The sequence below is a fragment of the uncultured Nostoc sp. genome (assembly GCF_964245445.1).
Classification (GTDB): Bacteria; Cyanobacteriota; Cyanobacteriia; order Cyanobacteriales; family Nostocaceae; genus Nostoc.
In genome coordinates this window covers 10,590-30,173 of the sequence record NZ_CAXTNE010000075.1, presented here as the reverse complement: position 1 = coordinate 30,173, position 19,584 = coordinate 10,590, and the positions used below count along the sequence as shown (strand labels likewise).

Sequence of the window (19,584 nt, the reverse complement as noted above, 5' to 3'; positions counted from 1 at the left end):
GCCCAATGCCCAATGCCCAATGCCCAATGCCCAATGCCCAATGCCCAATTAGAATGGAGATAACTATAGCTTAATATTTTCACTAATTTGCTCTATGTCAGTTTTAGCAGCGATCGCAGTTTTGGCTGTTTTGATCTTGGTACACGAGTTGGGACATTTTGTTGCAGCCCGTTCTCAAGGCATTCTCGTTAACCGTTTTTCTTTGGGTTTTGGCCCAGTTCTTCTTAAGTATCAAGGAAAGCAAACCGAATATGCTGTCCGTGCCTTTCCTTTAGGCGGCTTTGTGGGCTTTCCCGATGATGACCCCGATAGCGATATTCCACCCAATGACCCGAATCTGCTGCGTAACCGTCCAGTTTTAGACAGGGCGATCGTTATCAGTGCTGGAGTGATCGCAAATTTAATATTTGCCTATTTGGTATTGGTTCTGCAATTGGGTATCGTCGGCATTCCCAAAGAATTAAATTATAAAGCTGGTGTCGCCGTACAGCCTGTTAATCAAGAATCTGTTGCCTATCAAGCAGGACTTCGGGAAGGAGATATTATTCTGGCTGTTAACGGTCAAGAACTCCCGGCTTCTGATAAGTCAACTCCTTTGCTGACAAAAGAAATTCAAACTCATCCCAATCAGCAAATCGAACTGAAAATTCTGCGTGACAACCAACAACAAACCCTGAAATTAACACCAAAACTGGGAGCCGATGGCAAAGGTGTAGTTGGTGTGGCACTTAGTCCAAATGCTACAGCAGTTTATCGGCGTCCTAATAGTCCTTTTGAAATTTTTGGCATTGCTGCTAACAGGTTTCAGCAATTATTTGTTGGTACACTCAGTGGTTTTGGGCAGTTGATTACCAACTTTCAACAAACTGCTGGACAAGTTTCTGGGCCAGTTAATATTGTCAAAATCGGTGCAAAATTAGCTGAGGACAATACTGTAAATCTGTTGTCTTTTGCGGCAATTATCAGCATTAACTTGGCTATTATCAATATTTTGCCTTTACCAGCTTTGGATGGCGGACAACTCGCCTTTTTGCTGATTGAAGGTTTACGCGGTAAGCCTGTACCTGCCCGGATTCAAGAAGGTGTAATGCAAACCGGTTTGGTGTTACTCTTAGGGTTAGGAATTTTTCTGATAGTCAAAGAAACTACTCAATTAACTAGCCAATTGGAGTGGGTACAAAAATTATTTCAGTGAGCGTTACTACCCGCAAATCGTTATCTAAAAAGCAACGGGCGATAGAAATTTTAGCTCGGCTGAAGCGTCTTTATCCAGATGCTACTTGCTCTTTGAACTACTCAACGCCAGTACAATTGTTGGTGGCAACAATTCTCTCTGCTCAGTGTACTGATGAGCGGGTGAATAAGGTGACACCAGCTTTGTTTGATCGGTTTCCTGATGCTGAGAGTTTAGCGATCGCTGACTTGGTAGAATTAGAAAACTTGGTGCGTTCAACAGGGTTTTATCGCAATAAAGCCAAGAACATTCAAGCTGCCTGTCGGATGATTGTTAGCGAATTTGACTCTGTTGTGCCTAACCAAATGGAGCAATTATTAAAGCTTCCAGGTGTGGCGCGGAAGACAGCTAATGTAGTCCTGGGTCATGGTTATGGCATCAATGTTGGGGTGACGGTAGATACTCACGTTAAACGCCTTAGCGAACGTTTGGGTTTAACCCAAGCAAAAGACCCCGTTCGGATTGAGCAAGATTTAATGGGTTTATTGCCTCAGCCTGATTGGGAAAATTGGTCAATTCGGCTGATTTATCACGGTCGTGCTATTTGTAAAGCACGCTCTCCTGTCTGCATTGCTTGTGAACTTGCTGATTTATGTCCTACTGCTAATAAACCAGTGGTTGTAGGGTAAGCGACACAAGTAACCCCAGAATTGATGGAGAAACTGTAGAATGGAAAACGGTGTCTTTAAATAAGCTAGAGAATATATGGCAAAAAAGAGCTTGATTGAGCGCGAGAAAAAGCGCACCAAGTTGATAGAAAAGTATGCTGACAAGCGGGAAGCTCTTTTGGAAGAGTTCAGAAGTGCAGCATCTCCCCTAGATAAGTTGGAAATCCACCGGAAGATTCAACAGCTACCCCGGAATAGTGCGCCCACCCGTCACCGCAACCGTTGCTGGTTGACTGGTCGTTCTAGAGGTGTTTACCGCGATTTTGGACTGTCTCGGAACGTACTGCGAGAATGGGCGCATGAAGGTCTTTTGCCTGGAGTTGTTAAGTCTAGTTGGTAGTTAATAGTCAGTAGAGACGCGATTAATCGCGTCTGTACAATGGTCATTGGTAAATAACAAAGGACTAATGACAAAAGACTAATGACAAAATATTATTGACCACAACACTTATCAATTCCCAGACTTTCTAAGAGTAGATCGCTGACGGCGTTAGCGATCGCAAACTCTCCATAGAAGCTATTGGAAAAATCATACGACTGCATCTCTGTGACAATGGCAATTACCAGAGAACCAAGGTCGTTTTCTCCTTCCATCCGTTGACGCACAAAAATCTGTGCGGCTCGTTGGGCGATGTTTTGGTTGACTGCTTCGGGGATAAATTCTGTATCTAGCCACCGTTGTAAGCGTTCTCGTAACCATTCACCTTCGAGTAGAGGGTTTTCAGGCGGTGGTAGGGTAATGGGTGGAATTGGTTGAGTCATTTTTTTTATTTTAAACGCAGAGGGACGCGGAAGGAAACGCAGAGGAACGCAAAGAATGATTGATAGGATCAAATGGCGCTTCTCTGGTGTTTTTTTTTATATTTATTTATGGAATATGATATCGCGGCTATTGTTGAGGGTTATGCACAAGGCTATTTTCTCATGGCTGATGAGCGCGATCGCCTGAGTTGGTACGGAAGTCGCGATCGAACTTTTATTCCTTTGGATGAACGGTTTCGCTACCCTAAGTCTTTGCAGCGTGTCCTGAATCAAGAGCGTTTTAGTGTGGCTATTAATCGGGACTTTCAAGCTGTAGTGGCTGGGTGTGCTGACAGAGAGACAACTTGGATTTCACCGGAATTGCAAAAGATTTACTGGCTACTTTACCAGAGTGGTTATGCTTTTAGTTTTGAAACTTGGCAGGGTGATGAATTAGCTGGGGGAATTTTAGGAATTGTTATTGGCGGTGCTTTCATTGGCGAGTCAATGTTTTATTGCATTCCCGAAGGTTCTAAGGTGGCGATGGTAAAGTTAGTGGAAAGATTACGTCAGAGGAAATTTGTGTTTTTCGATGCCCAAATGATAAATCCTCATTTAGAAAGATTTGGTGCTTATCGGGTTGAGGATGAAGAATATCAAATGCTACTTCAGCAAGCGTTGCAACGCCCCTGTTCCTTGGTATAAATGTTTAGTAGGAAAAACATTCTAATAGTCTGTGTAGAGAGGTAATGTGGATAGTCTTGTACAAAACATTCCCGCAATTATCGAAAAATCAGGAAGTTTTTTTGGGATACTTGCATTGGTTGCGCTCGTTTTTACTTTTGTTGCCTTCATATTTTTTAGGAATGCAGATCCAAGACAAAGAGAGGAGTTTTCATTATCACAAGTCTTTTTTTATTAACACTTATCTTTTTTGCACTCATTGCTGGTATTGCCAAGGAACGAGATCCATTATTCGTAAATAACAGCACTTTGGGTGGTCATGTGACAATCGATGCAACCGCTGGATTACAAAATTCAGGAATTTATTTAGAGGAAAATCAAAAGGTACTTTTAGAATCTGAAGGACGTGTCCATCTTGCATCAGATCAAATTGTTAATTTTATAGACCAAGTAAGATATTTCATAGTTCAAAACATGGATCGTGAAAAAGTTCCTAACGAAGATAAGCAACTCTATGGATCTCCACCAGTCGAAACGCGACTTAAGAAAGATAAAGTCTTTCGTCGAAATTGGATTAGCCCAGATGGAGAAGAGATTGCAAGTTCATTCCGTCTTGATCAGTGTAAACTTCGCAGGGACTTGAAGTGGGGTATGTTGTTAGCGGTAGTGCTACCAGCGAAAAAATTAGACAAGCCTGATCAATATCTAGCAACGAAAGATCCAGTTAGAGTTTTGAAAGAGCAGTACAGTTTAAAACTGAGTGATTTAGAACCTGTTACAAGGCTTAACTAGTCAACATTAACTGCGCCAAGAAGCGGATGGTTGACATTTATTATTAATGATGCAGTCATATCTCCACTTTCGGAAGTTGATGCTTCAAAGGAGTATTTTGAGGCTCTAGTCAGAGCTTCTGATAAGCTAGCTAGCAATGATGGTCTTTATAAAATACCTCAAGAATCGATTCCACTTATTTGGTACTCAGATAACGTGGGTGCATTTCGGATAATTGTAAAGCCTGGATGAGCATTTATGAGTTGCAACTACGAAAAGTGGTTAGCAGAGGGGTAATGAAGCGATCGCTCCATTTTCTTGATGCTCACAATGCAAAGAAACATCATTTTAAATTGTAATAAGTGATGTATTGAGCGCCTACCTTATATACTGGGTTAAAGACTATTTCCGAGTGAAACCATATGTCAGACTTACTTGGAAGAATTACAGTTAATCCGAAACAATGTGGTGGTCGTCCCTGTATCCGGGGCATGAGAATTCGGGTATCAGATGTACTCGACTTGTTTGCGGCTGGACTGAGTGCCGAACAAATTCTAGAAGAAATGCCCGATTTAGAAGCGGATGATCTTAAAGCAGCACTTGTGTACGCTTCACGTAAGCTCAATCATCCCGTTTTGGTTGCATGACGATCTGGGTAGATGCACATCTGTCACCCGCAATTGCAACTTGGATCACCATCACATTCGGTATAACCGCATTAGCTTTACGTGATGTTGGGCTAAGAGATGCCGAAGATCCTGATATTTTCGAGGCAGCGAGGGCTAGAGGAGTCATCTTCATCACCAAAGACAGTGACTTTGTTGACTTAGTTGATCGTCTTGGAACACCGCCACAAGTTATCTGGTTGACATGTGGCAATACGTCAAATGCCCGATTGAAAGAGATTCTAAATTCAACATTGCCAGAAGCATTAGAGCTTTTGCGATCTGGTGAAGCGTTAGTCGAAATTAGAGGGGATTAACGGTACAGGCTAAGAAAAGCGATCAAGAACTAGGATTGATGAGTCGATACACGATGATTGTTCAATGGTTTGATGAAGATCAGCTTTTCCTAGTCACGATTCCAGAGTTTGCCGATCGCGTTATTATGCCTTGCATTCATGGCAAAACTCGTGAGGAAGCTATTCGTAATGGCGAAGAAGTGATTGAAATGTACTTGGAAGCTTGGCAAGTAGAAGGTAAATCTATTCCTGAACCTAGCACGCTTCAAATTGCCTGATTACAATATAAAGTGCTGATCAAAATTACCAAGGATAAGCGATCGCACTCTCAAATCCCTTACACTTTTTCTTCAGTAACTAATGTCAGACTAGCCCATTCGCCTTTATCGTTATAACTGCGAATCATCCTCTGGCGCAGATTTGGCTGGATTAACCAACCCGCTTCCAAAAATAATGGTTGACGTAATTGCACTTTTAGAGGAGAAGTTGCAGAAGCGCCATCAGGTAACAATAATACTTGTACTTGCTTTTGGGGATCTTGGTCAAAGAGAACGATGGAACCTTTGATGGTAGCAGTTGAGGTAATTGTACGTTCCCCAAAAGAGGTACTTTGAATTAATCGCCCAGTATCATCAAGTTGTATTTTCAAAGTTGTAGAGTAAATATCAGGCGATCGCAAATCTCGATATATTGTCACTGCTTCTCCTTGCCATTCTCCCAGCAACTCATTTATCTGCAAAGGTGGACGTTCTGTTGCTGGGGTTCTGGCTAGATGTTCTCGAATTAGAACTAGTCTACTTAGATTACCAGTCTTATCAAACAGTTGCACCAGACGTAAGCGGCGATTTTCATGAACAAAAGCGAGTTCTGCACCGAATTCTGAAAATGGCCCTAGCTGAATTAAACCTTCAGAAAATGAACCATTTTCAAAAAAAAGTAGACCCCCTCCCACAGAACTATATTCTTTAATTACATCATCTCCTCCCGAACGGCTCAGAGTTAGTAGCGCTGTCCGGTTATTGTTTAAACCTTCTAGAGAAAGACGGCTAGGAGTATCAGTCAAAAGTGTACCTTCGGGAGAAAAGTTGGTAAATGAACCTTCCCATACACCGAGATTTTGCAGAAAACATTCCCATTGCGATTTCATAAGGTTTTGTCATTTGTCATTAGTCATTTGTCCTTTGCAATGGCCAATGATTAATGATTAACCTTTGGCAATACGTCGGACAGCAAATAAGCTTCCCATTAATCCTACAGCTGAACCGAAACTCAAGAGAATCAAAGGCAAGAGTAAAATTTGGGCTGGAGTGAGTTGCACTCCGTTGGTGATAGCTTGAATAAACTCAGGTTGATTGGCTAGCAACTTACCGAGAAACTGTTGAATCACAGAAATGAAACTCCAAGCGATCGCACCACCAACTAAACCAAAAGTAATTCCTTGTAAAATAAACGGGAGGTAAATCCAAGCTGATGTCGCTCCCACTAGTTGCATAATTTCAATTTCCTGGCGTCGCGCCATCACAATCAGCCGAATTGTCGTAGTAGTTACTGCGATCGCTGTTAAAGTCAGAATAATCGTAATTGTTAAAGTAATCCAGTTCAGACCTTGATGCAATTGGGCAATGCGTTTAACTGCTTCATCCACATACTGCACCGTCTCAACTCCCGGCAATTTAGCCAACTCCGTTGCTAAAGTTGGTACAACTTGAGAATTACGCGCTTTTACCTTCATCTCATCAACCAGAGGATTCTCACCTAGCTGCTGCGTAGCCCCTTCAATATCAGAAATTCTCATTTCCTTAACTAACTTAGTCCAAGCTTGCTCTTTGGTAATGCTTTGTATCGCCGCCACCTCTGGCATTTGTGCAATTAGTGGCTCAATGGTTTCGATTTGCGTATCTGGTTCGAGATAAACTGAAACTTCTAGCTGACTACCAAACTGATAGAGGAGTTTTTCAACTTGCCAAGAGGTTTGCAAACTCAAGCCAAATAAAAACAGTAAAACCGTAACAGTACTTATAGCTGCCCAATTCATCCAACCTCCCCGCAGTAAACCAAGGAAAGTTTCTTTTAGCAGGTAGTCAAGTTTCGTAAGAGATTTAAACACACATCACCTCAAAATTTGAATAAACTTAGTGTCTTGGTATTAAGTTCAGTTTTTGCGTCTTTGCGTCAATAACACCACTATTTATAGTCAATAGTGCAAAGTTTGCCAATACATCAGCTTTTATAGTTGCTTCCTGCTCCTTTGCTCTTGCTGTCTCGGCCATTTACCTTGTCTTCGTGTCATTCACCATAGATACACTCACTGTCGCTCCTACAGTTATTGATAACAATTGGCTACCTGTTCTGGTTTCTAAGCAATTTTACTGTTTTTAAAACTGACTAAAAAAAAGGGGGGAAATAGTTTGGTAATTATACGATGTTTAGTATCTGAGGAGAGGTGTAAATTTAAAGTAACAAACAAGATTGATTGAAGAGATTTTAGATTATGAACTTTTTAAATAAAGCCAATTTTAATAATAACTTATTAAGCCAGATCCGATATCAACTTGAGTCCGTAGAAATACATGATTATCATTTAGCCAAACTATTGTGCAAAGTAATTCCCTCTAATTGCCCTTTTGAAAGAACTGTTACAGTTTTCGGTCGGACTCTGTTCCAGATTCCACCTTTGTGTAAAATTAACCCCCTCTATGAACAAATAGTTGGTCTTCGTTTTAAGTGTTTATTATATTTAGTTAATGAATGTGGTGAAGATGCAAGAAAATATTGTTAAATATAGGTTTATTTAGACAAAAAATAGATTAAATAAATCTTTTTCCTAAAAAAACATTGTATAGGAATCCTAGTTGCAATCAGGGGTAAATCAGAAATTGGCTGTCAAACGACTTACAATAAATTTCACATTAGGTGAGGCTCAAAAGCTTGAAAAGTACTGTTTAATGACGTAAGCCTAGATAAAATTATGACTCCAAGGATGGTGCAAGGTGACTTCACTAAAATTATTTTGGAGATTGGTACTAGGTCTAACTAAGATTGATATAATTGATATAGCGGTTCTCGTTTACGTGAGGTACACCAGTCCATTGGTGTCAACAAAAGCCTAGAAACAGCTTTACTGTTGGCTTCCTCACCCGCCTATAACTAAAGTTAAAGGCTACAAGCTAAAGTCTATTGAAGTAGAGTAAAGATTTTTGGCTATATTTAATCATAATTCTCTAGGAGACGCACTCGCTCTAAGCGAACGCGAGTAAGTCTACGCTACGCTATCGAGCGTCGGGAACCTCCCTTCGGGTGACGCTCCTAACGTCGCTACCGCTACGCTAACACCAGTCGCCTACGGCGGTAAACCCGCCTATAGCGCTGGATTCACCGCAAAGCACTGTCTCCTCTACATGTATTTCAAAAATTAAATATGAGTCTTATAGAATAAAGATAGTAGGAATTTTCACCATCTAGCCATCAAGACTCATGCCTTCTGAAATTGCTGTAGAGAAAAAAAAGTTAAAAAATCCACCTTTGGAGCTTCATTATTTAGGCGATCGCGTCCTACGTCAAGCTGCAAAGCGAGTTGCGAAAATAGATGACGAACTCCGCCAAGTAGTGCGCGAAATGTTGCAAACTATGTATAGCAAAGATGGCATTGGTTTGGCTGCACCCCAAGTGGGAATTCACAAACAACTAATTGTCATCGACCTGGAACCAGAGAACGCAGCTAATCAGCCCTTGGTGCTGATTAACCCCACCATAAAACAAGTAAGCCGCGACATCTCAGTAGCCCAAGAAGGATGCTTGAGTATTCCCAACGTATATCTAGACGTAAAGCGCCCCGAAGTCGTAGAAATTGCCTATAAAGACGAGTACGGTCGTCCCCGGACATTAAAGGCTAATGACCTCCTGGGACGCTGCATTCAGCACGAGATGGATCACCTTAACGGCGTGGTATTTGTAGACCGTGTGGAAAACTCCTTGACTTTAGCCCAGGAGCTATCTAAGAATGGCTTCTCGTATCAAGCAGTGAAACCAATAAAATAGGGGGCTAGTAGTGTATTTAACTCCAAAAAGCGGTTTATTTCTGGGTGGTTCTTGTGTAAGTGCGATCGCAGCTGTCGGTTCGATTTTTGAACTCAGTTACGGACGACCAGATTTTGGTTTCACGACCACTGCGATTATCCTGGCATTGAGTATTCCACTCACAGGATTATTTTTTTTCGCCGCAGTGAAGGACGCAAGGGCTAACATGAAATAAGCATCAGGTACATAAAAAAGGTAAAAGGATGAAATAAATGTAAATTTTATCCTTTTACCTTTTATTTTTACTCTCCAGCTTCCACTGCCCCAAAAGCTTTTAGCGTCACTAAGTGCGCTGCCGTTAACCCTATAATCCCAGCGATCGCTTCTAAAATAGAAGAATGCTATCAACTCCGACTCAACTACTGCGACTGTCTCAAGGACAACTAAACTTACTAGAAGCTTGTCCGCGTAAATTCCAACATACTTACCTAGAACAACTAAATTCGCCCTCAAATCCAGAACAAGAAGAACGGCAAACTTTGGGTAGCCGTTTTCACTTGCTAATGCAGCAGCGAGAAATGGGTTTGCCAATTGATACTTTCCTGCAAGCAGATGCTAAACTACAAAGCTGGATGCTAGCTTTTGCCGATGCAGCCCCAGAAATTTTAACGCCTGCATCTGATAATCAAACTTTCCGTGAGAGTGAACACTACCGAACTCTGCAAGTTCAGGATTATTTGCTGACGGTTGTCTATGATTTATTGATTGCAGATAACCAACAAGCGCAAATTCTCGACTGGAAAACTTATCCTAAACCACCCAATAAACGCAAGTTAGAATCCAACTGGCAAACACGGCTTTATCTCTATGTATTGGCAGAAACTAGCGACTATCTGCCAGAAAATATTTCAATGACTTACTGGTTTGTCCAATCTGAGGGAAAACCGCAAAATATTAAATTTAATTACAATACTGTTCAACATACACAAATAGTAAAGAAACTTAATCAACTGTTAAACCAGTTAACTATTTGGCTGGAAAATTACCAAAAGAACCAGCAGTTTCCTCAAGTGGTAGAAGGTAGCAAAACCTGTGATTATTGTCAATTTGCCAAACGGTGCGATGCCTACGGCGGTAAACTACGCACACAAGCAACTGAAGAAGTAGTGAAAGATTCATTGCCAAATTTTGACAGCATTCAAGAAGTATCACTTTGATTTGATTCACATTCGATAAAACTAATCAATTTGTTCCTTTGGCTAAAAATCAGAGTCCTCAATCCCCTAGCAGGTGAATCTCAAACAACTGAGGAGCAATTATCAATCTAACAGTTAAAAGTTTGTAATTAAGCTAATAGGCATTCAATTTGCATAATTAGGGCAGGCAAGACTACGCGTGAGCGCTCAGTCGAACGCTGCCCACCCCGCAAGATATTGAGAAAATTTTAATATGCAAATTAGATGTGTTTTAGCTTAGGAGTTATAAATTAAAACTCTTAACTCCTAACAGACGCGATTAATCGCGCCTCTACTCCTCACCCCTAACTCCTAACTTTAGTATGCCAGAACAACAGCAGTGGACTATAGCAGCAACCGAACAACCCCCAGAGTGGTTCATCCAAGCGGTGAAACAGCATACACCCGCATCAAGTGGAATATATGCAGCACAATTGTTGTGGCAACGGGGAATTAAAGATCATCAACAATTAACAGCTTTTATCAACAACAAAGCTTATCAACCAGCGAGTCCCTTTGAGTTTGGGCAAGAAATGCACTTAGCGATCGCCCGGTTGCAAAAAGCATATAACATCAAAGAAAAAATTGCCATTTGGGGAGATTTTGATGCTGATGGTATTACCGCCACATCTGTACTTTGGGATGGATTGGGGCAATTTTTTAAACAAAATACTCAGTTAATTTACTATATTCCTAATCGCCTGAAAGAATCACACGGACTTAATAATCAAGGGATTGATAACCTAGCAAAACAAGGTTGCAAATTAATTGTTACTTGCGACACAGGCAGCACAAACATTGAGGAAATTATTTACGCCAAACAACTAGGCATAGATGTAATCGTTACAGACCATCACACCTTACCTGCCGAACGCCCAGCCGTCGCAGCAATTATTAATCCCCGTTATTTGCCCAGAGAACATCAGCTGTTCAATCTTTCTGGGGTAGCGGTAGCTTATAAGTTAGTTGAAGCACTATATCAAAGTCTGCCTAATATTGCAAAACATCCGTTAGAGGATTTATTAGATTTAGTAGCAGTAGGATTAATTGCCGACTTAGTGCAGTTAAGTGGAGATTGTCGCTATTTAGCACAGATGGGAATTCAACGACTGCAAGCAGATTTTCAACAGCCAGTAGCAGCGCGTCGGCGTCCGGGGGTGGGGCGATTATTAGAATTGTGCCAAAAAAGTGGCGATCGCCCCACAGATATTTCCTTTGGTTTGGGCCCAAGAATTAACGCCGTCAGCCGCATCCAAGGCGATGCCAGTTTTTGCGTTGAATTATTAACTAGCCGGGATGCAAAACGTTGTAACGAACTAGCCGAAATTACAGAACTCGCAAACACCCGCCGCAAATCTTTGCAAAAAGATGTGCAAGCCCAAGTAGCACAAAAACTTACTCAATTAGACTTATCAACCACCAGCGTCATCGTCTTAGAAGATGCCCAATGGCCTGCGGGTGTCTTGGGCTTAGTTGCTGGACAAGTAGCACAAGAAACAGGTCGCCCAACTATTTTATTAAGTACAGAGGGGAGTGGGGAATCGGGAGTAGGAAGTGGGGAAGAAGATTCCGCCCCTACTCCCTACTCCCTACTCCCTACTCCCTTAGCAAGGGGTTCCGCCCGTTCGGTGAATTCAGTCGATTTATACCAACTGGTAAAAGACCAAGCACATTTGTTATATCGTTTTGGAGGACATCCCTTTGCAGCAGGTTTGAGTTTGTTAGTAGAGAATATTCCTTTATTTACAGCAGCGATTAATCAGCAGTTGCGGCAATCTTTAGGTAGTACAACTCTAACGCCAAGCGTGCAAGCAGACTTGACGGTAACAGTCGCAAACTTGGGGAAAGAATTATTTTTAGAACTGAAACTGCTAGAACCTTGTGGAATGGGTAATCCTGTTCCGAAATTACTAATTCAAAACTGCTGGTTTGAAAATTCTTGGCATCGCAATCAGCAGGATTGGCAAGGGAAAAAGGTACAGTACATTAAAACCGAGTTTGACATTCGGGATGATTCCACCAGAAATGCTTTTCCTGGTATATGGTGGGGGCACTACAAAGATGAATTGCCCATCGGAATGTGTGATTGCATAGCAGAATTAGACTATAACACTTTCAAAAAACGTTATGAAATTAGATTAATTGCCGTGCGTCCCAGTGTTAACTCAGCACTTAGCACTCAGAATGGGCTAAACGCCCCGCTATCGCTAACCCCACTCATCTTAGACTGGCGTAACTTCACCCCTCCCCACTCCCCACTCCCCACTCCGCCACTCTTGCTTGAAAATTGTCCGACGAATTGGGATGATTTACGCGCGTGGTTGCGGCGATGTCTAACGATAAGTAGTTCGCAACAATTAGCGATCGCTTGGTCTAAACCCAACCTCCAACCACCCAATCAAATTTGGCTGACTCTTGTAGGAATTGCCAAATATCTCAGTCGTACAAATCAACTAGTTACCCGCGTCCAACTTTTAGAGAAAATCGGCATTACCGACCAAACCTTACTTGTAGGAATCAAAGCTTTAAAATCTTTAGGGTTCACAGTTAAACGACAAGACCGTTATTTGCAAATCACCTGGCATCCAAGCGATAGTGCAGAAAATTTGGCTGAGGCAGCAGTGGAACGATTTTTAGCTGCTGTCAGAGAAGAACAATTTCAGCGACAGTATTTTGCTGAAGTTCCTTTATCTACTATTGTAGCGATCGCAAGTTCCGACAATTACATGGGTACAAACTTTTAAAAACGTGAGTTCGACTACTATTTTCGTGCAAATCCCTTCTATATTGATGAAAAGTGCCATTATGATTTTACCAAAAGCCTTGGAAGCAGAATTTTGGCAAGAGTTTAAGCAATTTGAGCAGGAGTGGACTATGAGCTAGATTACCACAGGCGAACGCATTGGTTACGAGCGGGGAAAACAGGAACAAGGACAAATACTCGTGTTACGGCAACTACAAAAACGGGTAGGAGAGTTACCACAAGAGGTTCGGGGGTGCATTCAAACTCTTTCCCTAGAACAATTAGAAGCACTTGGCGAGGCTTTATTGGATTTTACAGTCATTGAGGATTTACTTAATTGGTTGGAAGCAAATCAAACAACCTAGAAAATTCGGGTTTAATAAGTAATCAAGCGGACACGATCTGACCCGTGGAACGTGGAACTCACATTTTAAAAAATAAGCCTGTATTCATTACTGAATCAGGCTTTTGATGTTTATTAATACATTTGCACGGAGAACTTCAGTTTAATCACTGAACAGTAAATCCTTCTGGTCTGATTGCATCTTCCAAATCAACCCCCATTAGGTTAATCCCCTGGATGTTTGCATTTGTGAGATTTGTCTTTTCCAAGTCTGCGCCCTGTAGGTTAGCGGTTTGCAGATTTGCTCCCAGCAGGTTGGCTTTCTCTAGGTCTGCATCAAATAGGTTTGCTCCCACAAGGTTTGCTCCCAAAAGGTTTACCTTGCCTAAATCTGCTCCTTGAAAGTTTGCGCCTTGTAAGTTTGTTTGCTGTAAGTTAGCCCTTTCTAAGTCTGCATCTTGTAAGTTAGCACCCTCCAAGTTTGCCGCTTGCAGATTTGCGTCCTTTAGCATTGCTCCAGTCAGATTACATCCGACACATTCATTGGTTTGTAATAAATGTCTAACGTTTTCTGCTACAGACACTATTGGGGATGTAACCGGAGATATTACTGGGGCAGTAACAGACTCCATTGGGGATGTAACCGGAGATATTACTGGAGCTAGTTCAGATTCCGTAGGTATGGATGATGTTAGTGTTTGAGCTTTAACTGCTTGCTGGTCAAAGAGCGAAAATCCTGCTACAAGTACCAGAAATACTGCTGTTACAATCCACCGAGTTAATTTTTTAGAATTTGATTGATTCATTAGTTCCTTCCTATGATGATTCGATTCGTAGTGGTGTGCTTGCTTTTATAAGAGCCATCAATAATGTGCTTTATTCTCACTTTAGATAACTTGATTGATAAGATCAAATATTATTTTTATTTCAATTGATAAATTAAAGTGATTAAAAAATCTTTTTAGATGGGAAACGATCGCTGATTTTTTGATTACATCAGGGAGATAGCACCCATCAAGAATTTCAAGTTTTCAGATCAGGTGCAATCGCCTCATGCCTAATGAGAAAGCATTGCCAGACTAGGTAAAAGCCGATATGTTTCACTTTTAATTAAGATAGAGAGTCCCAAGTAAATTAAGACAAACGGGAAGACTTTTCGACCGAAGCGAGTTAAAACAGGAGCCATGAGAGGATTACGAGTCAGGTTGTAAGACAGTAAGCACCACATCCCAACAGTAAAATAGCAAGCACACAGAATTACACCTAAACTTGGAAGATTGCTACTGGCAAACAATGGTACATAGATCCCAATGTTGTTTCCTCCATTGGCAATGGTGACAGCAGAAACGCGGTAGGTTTGCGGATCGCGGATGGTTTCCAATAGTGATTTCTTCTGGCGTCCAGATTTGATAGGAGAAGTTAAGTCAATTGATACAGTTTGCACTGTCTCTTCTTCCTCTTCTCGGCTGATAAGATTACTGATACCAATGGTGATGGGAAGCAAACCCAGCAAACCAATCCAGGTAGTTGGAACAATCAGACCGCCGAAGAAACCAGGGAGACTAGCGCATACTAAGGCAGTGAACCCCAGAAATTCACCGAGAACAATATGCTTAGGACGAAAGCTGCGATTGACTTTTCCGAAGAAAGCTGTCAAATATAAATTGTCGTCAAAGGTGGTTGCAAAAGCGACAGAGATTCCAATAATTAATGTACTAATTAGCCAACTCATAATTGTTGCTCACGATAATTCAATGCTGTTTGTCTTAGTCCTTCTCTGAATCCTCAATGTGAGGGCAGATCAGAAGATTTTGTGACTGTTTTACCTAACGACAACCGATCGCGGTTCGTTAGCCATTAGCCAGTTCCCCAGTTTTTAGAAGCTATCGCCTCTAATCAAATTGGTGATTTTTTTCTCAGCAAGGTACCTTGGGAGCTCATGCAGTCAATATTATGGCTTTCACCCAAATAAGAGCAAATACTCTTGTTTTTTAAAACGATAAATAAAAGTGATTTATAACTTAACCATTATGTTTGCCTCGTTTCCTCGTTTCTATGCTCCGCATGGGAATGCATTCATTCATTGAGACTCTGACTCAATGTCTGACCTGAAGCAGCAGCGCCTAATCAGCCACAGAGCATGGGAACGAGAGAATACCTAATACTGAGCTTGAGAAGTTTCTGTACGTAGTTTATCGCCGTAGGCATCGCTCCTATTGAAGCAATGTTAAGTGGTTTTCTGTCGGTAAAGTTTAAGATATTCTTGACGGCTAGCGTTCAACATCGGTTAATATGACTAATCGCGTGGCTTCAGTTTTAAAATTTACAGTAATGTTTAATATTTAACTTGTAATTATGCTAACCAGTGTTGACCGTTTATTATTTGTCCGGCGAGTCCCAATTTTTAAGGAATTGCGGGATGATTTTATTGTGCGGCTCACTTCAGTAATGAACGAATTGTCATTTCCAGCTAATTACACGATTTTTCGCCAGGGAGAAGAAGGGCGATCGCTCTATATTGTCGTCTCAGGCCGAGTTAAAGTTCACATCGGAAATAAACAGTTGGCAGAGGTGGAACAGGGAAAATACTTTGGTGAGATGGCAGTATTTGATACTCAACCTCGTTCCGCCAGCGCAACGACTTTAGAACCTTGTGAATTTTTAGAACTGACGCAAGAGCAGTTGTATGATGCGATCGAAGAAACTCCTGAAATTGCGGTGAATATCATTCGTGAGTTATCCCGTCTGATTCGCAAGTTGAATGACGATCTGAGTGTCACCTCTTTACGGAGTTAATTCTCTGATAGTTTTTAATTTACCCTACTGGGTTTTGTGCTTATTTCCACATTTCTATAAATGCTAGTTTTCGACATTCTTGAAGAAACTGCTGGGGAATTTCTCTACTTTCTCCCCAGTGCGAATGCACATAAGAAGCATGAACATTTTTAGGCAAACCCCATCCCTCATATCCCATATTTTCCTCACAGTCGTAGCGAGAAGTTTCAAATAGGGGCTGAGTAGGATTTAAGGTTAAATGGGAACGATGAAACTCATGTCCGTAAACAGTTGTACCTGCCTTGACTAATAGATTATCTTGCAAAGCTACTGCCCGACGATAGCCTAAAGTTAAACGCCCACCCATTACAGCAGATGTCGGTAAAACTCCCGCCATCGACCAAGATTTCCCCTCAAAATCGATAATTTGCTCACATAAATACATTAATCCTCCGCATTCAGCAACTGTCGGCATTCCTTGAAGAATTGCTGTTTTCACTGCATCACGAACGCTAGTATTTTCTGCTAATTGCTGGGCAAAAACTTCTGGGAAACCACCACCAAAATACATTCCCTGCACATCTTTTGGTATTGCAGCATCTTCTAAAGGACTCCAGAAAACCAGTTCTGCGCCAAGTTGTTGCAACAAATCAAGATTGTCTTGATAGTAGAAATTAAAAGCGCGATCGCGGGCTACTGCAATCCTGACTGGTAATGAGGGGGATGAGGAGTAGGCAGAGACGCGATTAATCGCGTCTGTACTGGGGAGTGGTTCTGATTTTAATAAAGGTAATAAGCGTTGCCAGTCGAAGCAAGTATCTCCTAAATCAGCAAGGCGATTAATTAAAGCGTTGAGTTCGGGAAGTTCTGCTGTGGGTACTAAACCCAAATGGCGATCCGGAATTGTGATGTTATCTTGACGCCGCAATACGCCGAGAATAGGTAATTGTAAGGGTTCGAGAGAATCTTTCAGTAGAGAAAGATGGCGATCGCTCCCCACGCGATTTAATATTACCCCAGCTATTTTAATTCGGGGATCAAAAGACCGATAGCCATGAGCGATCGCAGCTACAGAACCAGATAAACGACTACAATCAATCACCAACACCACAGGTAAATCTAAAAGCCGGGCGATATGTGCCGTACTCGCAAAATCAGTAATTTGTTTTTTGTCATTAGTCATTAGTCCTGGGTCACTTGCAAATGACATAGGCGCTTCTCTACGAGACGCTACGCGAACGCCTTCCCGCAGGGTAGGACTAATGACTAATGACGAAATTCCATCAAATAATCCCATCACCCCTTCCACTAGAGCATATTCACTCAGTTGGCTATGACGGGCAAAACATTGTTGAACGTAGGCTTCAGAAGTCAACACTGGGTCTAAATTGCGACAAGGACGACCAGTTACGTGTTGATGAAACATCGGATCAATGTAGTCTGGGCCTACCTTGAAAGATTGCACCAGGCGATCGCGACGGCGTAAAGATGCTAAAAGAGTGAGCGTGACTGTTGTCTTACCCACCCCACTACGTTCCCCAGCAATGACTAAAGCCATAAATAAAACAAATTATTATGCAGCAACTATTTTGACTATTGGCTGTGTGTCTATCGTCGCTTTTTGCAAAAGTAGATGCACCAGTTTCTAAAGACCAACTAACTCAAACTTATACCAATTAGAAACAAGAAAACTAGCCAATTAGGGGAGTTAGGCTGAAAAAATTTGTCTAATAATAATATAGTTCGAGATTAGCCGAGACTCAGATAGCAATAAGCTACCAGAAAAGGAACGTTTTATGATAATTGTGCATCATCTTAACAACTCGCGATCGCAGCGTGTGTTATGGCTGCTTGAAGAATTAGGTATCGAATACGAGATTAAATTCTATGAACGCGATGCAAAAACGATGCTAGCACCAGAGTCTCTGCGCCAAGTCCATCCTCTCGGCAAGTCACCACTAATTACAGATGCAGACCTCACCATCGCTGAATCGGGAGCCATCATCGAATACCTAGTTGATCGCTACGGCAATGGTCGGCTAGTCCCAGCATCCCATACACCGGAGCATCTACGCTATACATATTGGCTGCATTACGCTGAAGGCTCTGCAATGCCCCTACTGGTGATGCGGCTGGTCTTGGATAATTTCGGGGAAGGAGACAGCAGCGTTGTTAGGGGATTCGTCGCCCCTCAGATCAAACTTCACTTTGACTACATAGAAGGTGAACTTCGTAAAAGTACGTGGTTTGCAGGGGAGGAATTCACCGCCGCCGATATCCAAATGAGCTTTCCCCTCGAAGTAGTGGCCGTGCAAAGCGAAGAGGCCGAGAACTGGCCAAAGCTTAAAGAATTTGTTGATCGCATTCATGCGCGACCTGCTTACAAACGCGCGCTTGAGCGTGGAGGCAGATATGACTATATCACCAAGACGCAATAAATCGCCGTCTCTACAAAGGAATTATTGTACAGACGGCGATTCATCGCGTCTCTTGCTCTTGCCTTAACTTCTAACAAAAACAAGGTTGGGCAACTATTTGCTCAACCTTGTTTTTGTTATATTGTTGTGTAGAGCGATCGCACATCTAAAACATTTTAATTTTTCCTAGCTCATGATGCGACTAACTTTTTGCGGTTAGGACGCTTGTACTCTGATTTTTTTTTCAGTCCCACCGCTTGAGCTTGATCGCTATCTAATCCATATTGTCCGCGTACAACTTCTTTCATCGCTAATACTGCATTGTGAAATTCCCATTCTGCTAATCGCGCAGCATCAGCCGCAGCACGGTATAAAGCTAATTTCTCGGTTTCGGCTTGTTGAAAACTCAACATCGCCTGATAAGCTTTCTGTAAGTTGGTAGCAGAGGCATCAGCACGGTTTGTTTCATAAGTGGCGATCGTTTGCAAACCGTGCCATGAATTAACATCTTCACTAATTAATTGAGGGCGCAAACGGCGTGTTGTATCTTGGGTAGGCATATCAGCATATTAGTGTAAAGTATATATTTAATGTACCCATTGCAACCCTAAAACAATTTGCAATGGGCTTCGTCCCGCTCCGCTAACGCAATTCGCAATGGGCAACTTACTTTTGGAGACGCTAAAAGCGAACGCCCCGCTACGTTCGCGCAGCGTCTCGTAGAGAAGAGAGCAATTACGTGAAAGTGACGGGGATTTAGCTGAGGCATTAAAACGCGCTGCTTGATAGAAGCAGGGGACTTAAACCCCAAACTTTGTTAAAGAAAGGGTAAGCTCATTTTTGCAACTTAGATACAAAAAAGTTACAGGTCGATGCATCAAAGGTGCAGGTCGATGCATCAAAGTTGTAGGTCGATGCATCAAAGTTGCAGGTCGATGCATTAAAGTTGCAGGTCGATGCATTAAAGTTGCAGGTCGATGCATTAAAGTTGCAGG

At 41.9% G+C, this 19,584-nt stretch carries 24 protein-coding genes and 1 pseudogene; 17 read left to right on the top strand and 8 right to left on the bottom strand.

What is annotated here, in order from left to right; translation table 11 throughout:
- The first annotated feature begins 94 nt into the window (after nucleotides 1-94).
- The 3 genes from rseP (at nucleotide 95) to rpsN (ending at nucleotide 2,242) form a co-directional block, all read left to right on the top strand.
- Nucleotides 95-1,195, top strand: a complete 1,101-nt coding sequence (gene rseP / locus ACFE90_RS14955; RefSeq protein ID WP_375501759.1) for an RIP metalloprotease RseP — start codon at nucleotides 95-97, stop codon at nucleotides 1,193-1,195.
- Complete coding sequence (gene nth, locus ACFE90_RS14950) at nucleotides 1,171-1,863, top strand: endonuclease III (protein WP_375501757.1); 693 nt, start codon at nucleotides 1,171-1,173, stop codon at nucleotides 1,861-1,863. Before rseP ends, nth begins: the two co-directional genes overlap by 25 nt.
- Nucleotides 1,864-1,939: 76 nt before the next feature.
- Nucleotides 1,940-2,242 (top strand): 30S ribosomal protein S14, encoded by a 303-nt coding sequence (rpsN, locus tag ACFE90_RS14945; protein WP_104909185.1) that lies wholly within the window; start codon nucleotides 1,940-1,942, stop codon nucleotides 2,240-2,242.
- 92 nt (nucleotides 2,243-2,334) lie between these two features.
- On the opposite strand, the gene ACFE90_RS14940 is transcribed toward rpsN, so the two are convergent.
- Complete coding sequence (locus ACFE90_RS14940) at nucleotides 2,335-2,664, bottom strand: hypothetical protein (protein ID WP_012410384.1); 330 nt, start codon at nucleotides 2,662-2,664, stop codon at nucleotides 2,335-2,337.
- Nucleotides 2,665-2,772: 108 nt separating this feature from the next.
- Here ACFE90_RS14940 and aat point away from each other — a divergent pair, with 108 nt between their 5' ends.
- The 6 genes from aat to ACFE90_RS14910 all read left to right on the top strand — a co-directional run bounded on the left by aat (nucleotide 2,773) and on the right by ACFE90_RS14910 (nucleotide 5,337).
- A complete protein-coding gene (aat, locus tag ACFE90_RS14935; protein ID WP_375501755.1) occupies nucleotides 2,773-3,348 on the top strand; it encodes a leucyl/phenylalanyl-tRNA--protein transferase in 576 nt (191 codons plus the stop codon).
- A gap of 300 nt (nucleotides 3,349-3,648) precedes the next feature.
- The gene (locus ACFE90_RS14930; RefSeq protein WP_375501753.1) at nucleotides 3,649-4,119 is read left to right on the top strand and encodes a hypothetical protein; all 471 of its coding nucleotides are present in this window, start codon (nucleotides 3,649-3,651) and stop codon (nucleotides 4,117-4,119) included.
- A 30-nt stretch (nucleotides 4,120-4,149) separates the two neighbouring features.
- Nucleotides 4,150-4,350 carry a hypothetical protein gene (locus tag ACFE90_RS14925; RefSeq protein ID WP_375501751.1) on the top strand — a complete coding sequence of 67 codons (201 nt, stop codon included), beginning with the start codon at nucleotides 4,150-4,152 and terminating at the stop codon, nucleotides 4,348-4,350.
- 170 nt (nucleotides 4,351-4,520) lie between these two features.
- On the top strand, nucleotides 4,521-4,745 hold the full coding sequence (locus tag ACFE90_RS14920) for a DUF433 domain-containing protein (protein ID WP_174712394.1): 225 nt from the start codon (nucleotides 4,521-4,523) through the stop codon (nucleotides 4,743-4,745).
- A complete protein-coding gene (locus ACFE90_RS14915) occupies nucleotides 4,742-5,080 on the top strand; it encodes a DUF5615 family PIN-like protein (protein WP_375501749.1) in 339 nt (112 codons plus the stop codon). Before ACFE90_RS14920 ends, ACFE90_RS14915 begins: the two co-directional genes overlap by 4 nt.
- A gap of 38 nt (nucleotides 5,081-5,118) precedes the next feature.
- Nucleotides 5,119-5,337: a type II toxin-antitoxin system HicB family antitoxin gene (locus tag ACFE90_RS14910; protein WP_375501747.1), complete on the top strand. Its 219-nt coding sequence runs from the start codon at nucleotides 5,119-5,121 to the stop codon at nucleotides 5,335-5,337.
- Between the two features lie 59 nt (nucleotides 5,338-5,396).
- Here ACFE90_RS14910 and ACFE90_RS14905 read toward each other — a convergent pair whose 3' ends face one another.
- Both ACFE90_RS14905 and ACFE90_RS14900 read right to left on the bottom strand, forming a co-directional pair.
- A complete protein-coding gene (locus tag ACFE90_RS14905; RefSeq protein ID WP_375501745.1) occupies nucleotides 5,397-6,206 on the bottom strand; it encodes a DUF3598 family protein in 810 nt (269 codons plus the stop codon).
- Nucleotides 6,207-6,263: 57 nt separating this feature from the next.
- Nucleotides 6,264-7,166, bottom strand: coding sequence for a cell division protein FtsX (locus ACFE90_RS14900; protein WP_375501743.1), 903 nt, complete (start codon nucleotides 7,164-7,166; stop codon nucleotides 6,264-6,266).
- Between the two features lie 384 nt (nucleotides 7,167-7,550).
- Between ACFE90_RS14900 and ACFE90_RS14895 the strand changes: the two genes are divergently transcribed.
- From ACFE90_RS14895 to ACFE90_RS14870, 6 genes and pseudogenes are all read left to right on the top strand, one after another.
- Nucleotides 7,551-7,838: a Mo-dependent nitrogenase C-terminal domain-containing protein gene (locus tag ACFE90_RS14895; RefSeq protein ID WP_375501741.1), complete on the top strand. Its 288-nt coding sequence runs from the start codon at nucleotides 7,551-7,553 to the stop codon at nucleotides 7,836-7,838.
- Between the two features lie 695 nt (nucleotides 7,839-8,533).
- Complete coding sequence (gene def / locus ACFE90_RS14890) at nucleotides 8,534-9,097, top strand: peptide deformylase (RefSeq protein ID WP_109011115.1); 564 nt, start codon at nucleotides 8,534-8,536, stop codon at nucleotides 9,095-9,097.
- A 10-nt stretch (nucleotides 9,098-9,107) separates the two neighbouring features.
- Nucleotides 9,108-9,311, top strand: a complete 204-nt coding sequence (locus ACFE90_RS14885) for a hypothetical protein (protein WP_100899691.1) — start codon at nucleotides 9,108-9,110, stop codon at nucleotides 9,309-9,311.
- Nucleotides 9,312-9,474: 163 nt separating this feature from the next.
- Entirely contained in the window at nucleotides 9,475-10,293 is an 819-nt protein-coding gene (locus ACFE90_RS14880) for a PD-(D/E)XK nuclease family protein (protein ID WP_375501739.1), read from the top strand.
- Between the two features lie 341 nt (nucleotides 10,294-10,634).
- Nucleotides 10,635-13,055, top strand: coding sequence for a DHH family phosphoesterase (locus tag ACFE90_RS14875; protein WP_375501737.1), 2,421 nt, complete (start codon nucleotides 10,635-10,637; stop codon nucleotides 13,053-13,055).
- A gap of 58 nt (nucleotides 13,056-13,113) precedes the next feature.
- A pseudogene (locus ACFE90_RS14870) lies at nucleotides 13,114-13,419 on the top strand (DUF4351 domain-containing protein); the annotation flags it as partial.
- A gap of 145 nt (nucleotides 13,420-13,564) precedes the next feature.
- On the opposite strand, the gene ACFE90_RS14865 reads toward ACFE90_RS14870, so the two are convergent.
- Nucleotides 13,565-14,203, bottom strand: a complete 639-nt coding sequence (locus tag ACFE90_RS14865) for a pentapeptide repeat-containing protein (RefSeq protein ID WP_375501735.1) — start codon at nucleotides 14,201-14,203, stop codon at nucleotides 13,565-13,567.
- A 251-nt stretch (nucleotides 14,204-14,454) separates the two neighbouring features.
- Nucleotides 14,455-15,129 carry a cadmium resistance transporter gene (locus tag ACFE90_RS14860; protein ID WP_375501733.1) on the bottom strand — a complete coding sequence of 225 codons (675 nt, stop codon included), beginning with the start codon at nucleotides 15,127-15,129 and terminating at the stop codon, nucleotides 14,455-14,457.
- Nucleotides 15,130-15,752: 623 nt separating this feature from the next.
- Here ACFE90_RS14860 and ACFE90_RS14855 point away from each other — a divergent pair.
- The gene (locus tag ACFE90_RS14855) at nucleotides 15,753-16,193 is read left to right on the top strand and encodes a Crp/Fnr family transcriptional regulator (RefSeq protein WP_229553802.1); all 441 of its coding nucleotides are present in this window, start codon (nucleotides 15,753-15,755) and stop codon (nucleotides 16,191-16,193) included.
- A 40-nt stretch (nucleotides 16,194-16,233) separates the two neighbouring features.
- Here ACFE90_RS14855 and ACFE90_RS14850 read toward each other — a convergent pair whose 3' ends face one another.
- Complete coding sequence (locus tag ACFE90_RS14850; protein WP_375501731.1) at nucleotides 16,234-17,730, bottom strand: cobyrinate a,c-diamide synthase; 1,497 nt, start codon at nucleotides 17,728-17,730, stop codon at nucleotides 16,234-16,236.
- A gap of 238 nt (nucleotides 17,731-17,968) precedes the next feature.
- Here ACFE90_RS14850 and ACFE90_RS14845 point away from each other — a divergent pair, with 238 nt between their 5' ends.
- Nucleotides 17,969-18,610 carry a glutathione S-transferase family protein gene (locus ACFE90_RS14845; RefSeq protein ID WP_375501729.1) on the top strand — a complete coding sequence of 214 codons (642 nt, stop codon included), beginning with the start codon at nucleotides 17,969-17,971 and terminating at the stop codon, nucleotides 18,608-18,610.
- A 170-nt stretch (nucleotides 18,611-18,780) separates the two neighbouring features.
- Here ACFE90_RS14845 and ACFE90_RS14840 read toward each other — a convergent pair whose 3' ends face one another.
- A complete protein-coding gene (locus ACFE90_RS14840) occupies nucleotides 18,781-19,149 on the bottom strand; it encodes a hypothetical protein (protein ID WP_375501727.1) in 369 nt (122 codons plus the stop codon).
- A gap of 240 nt (nucleotides 19,150-19,389) precedes the next feature.
- A partial coding sequence (locus ACFE90_RS14835; protein WP_375501725.1) for a hypothetical protein occupies nucleotides 19,390-19,584 on the bottom strand: 195 nt, incomplete at its 5' end.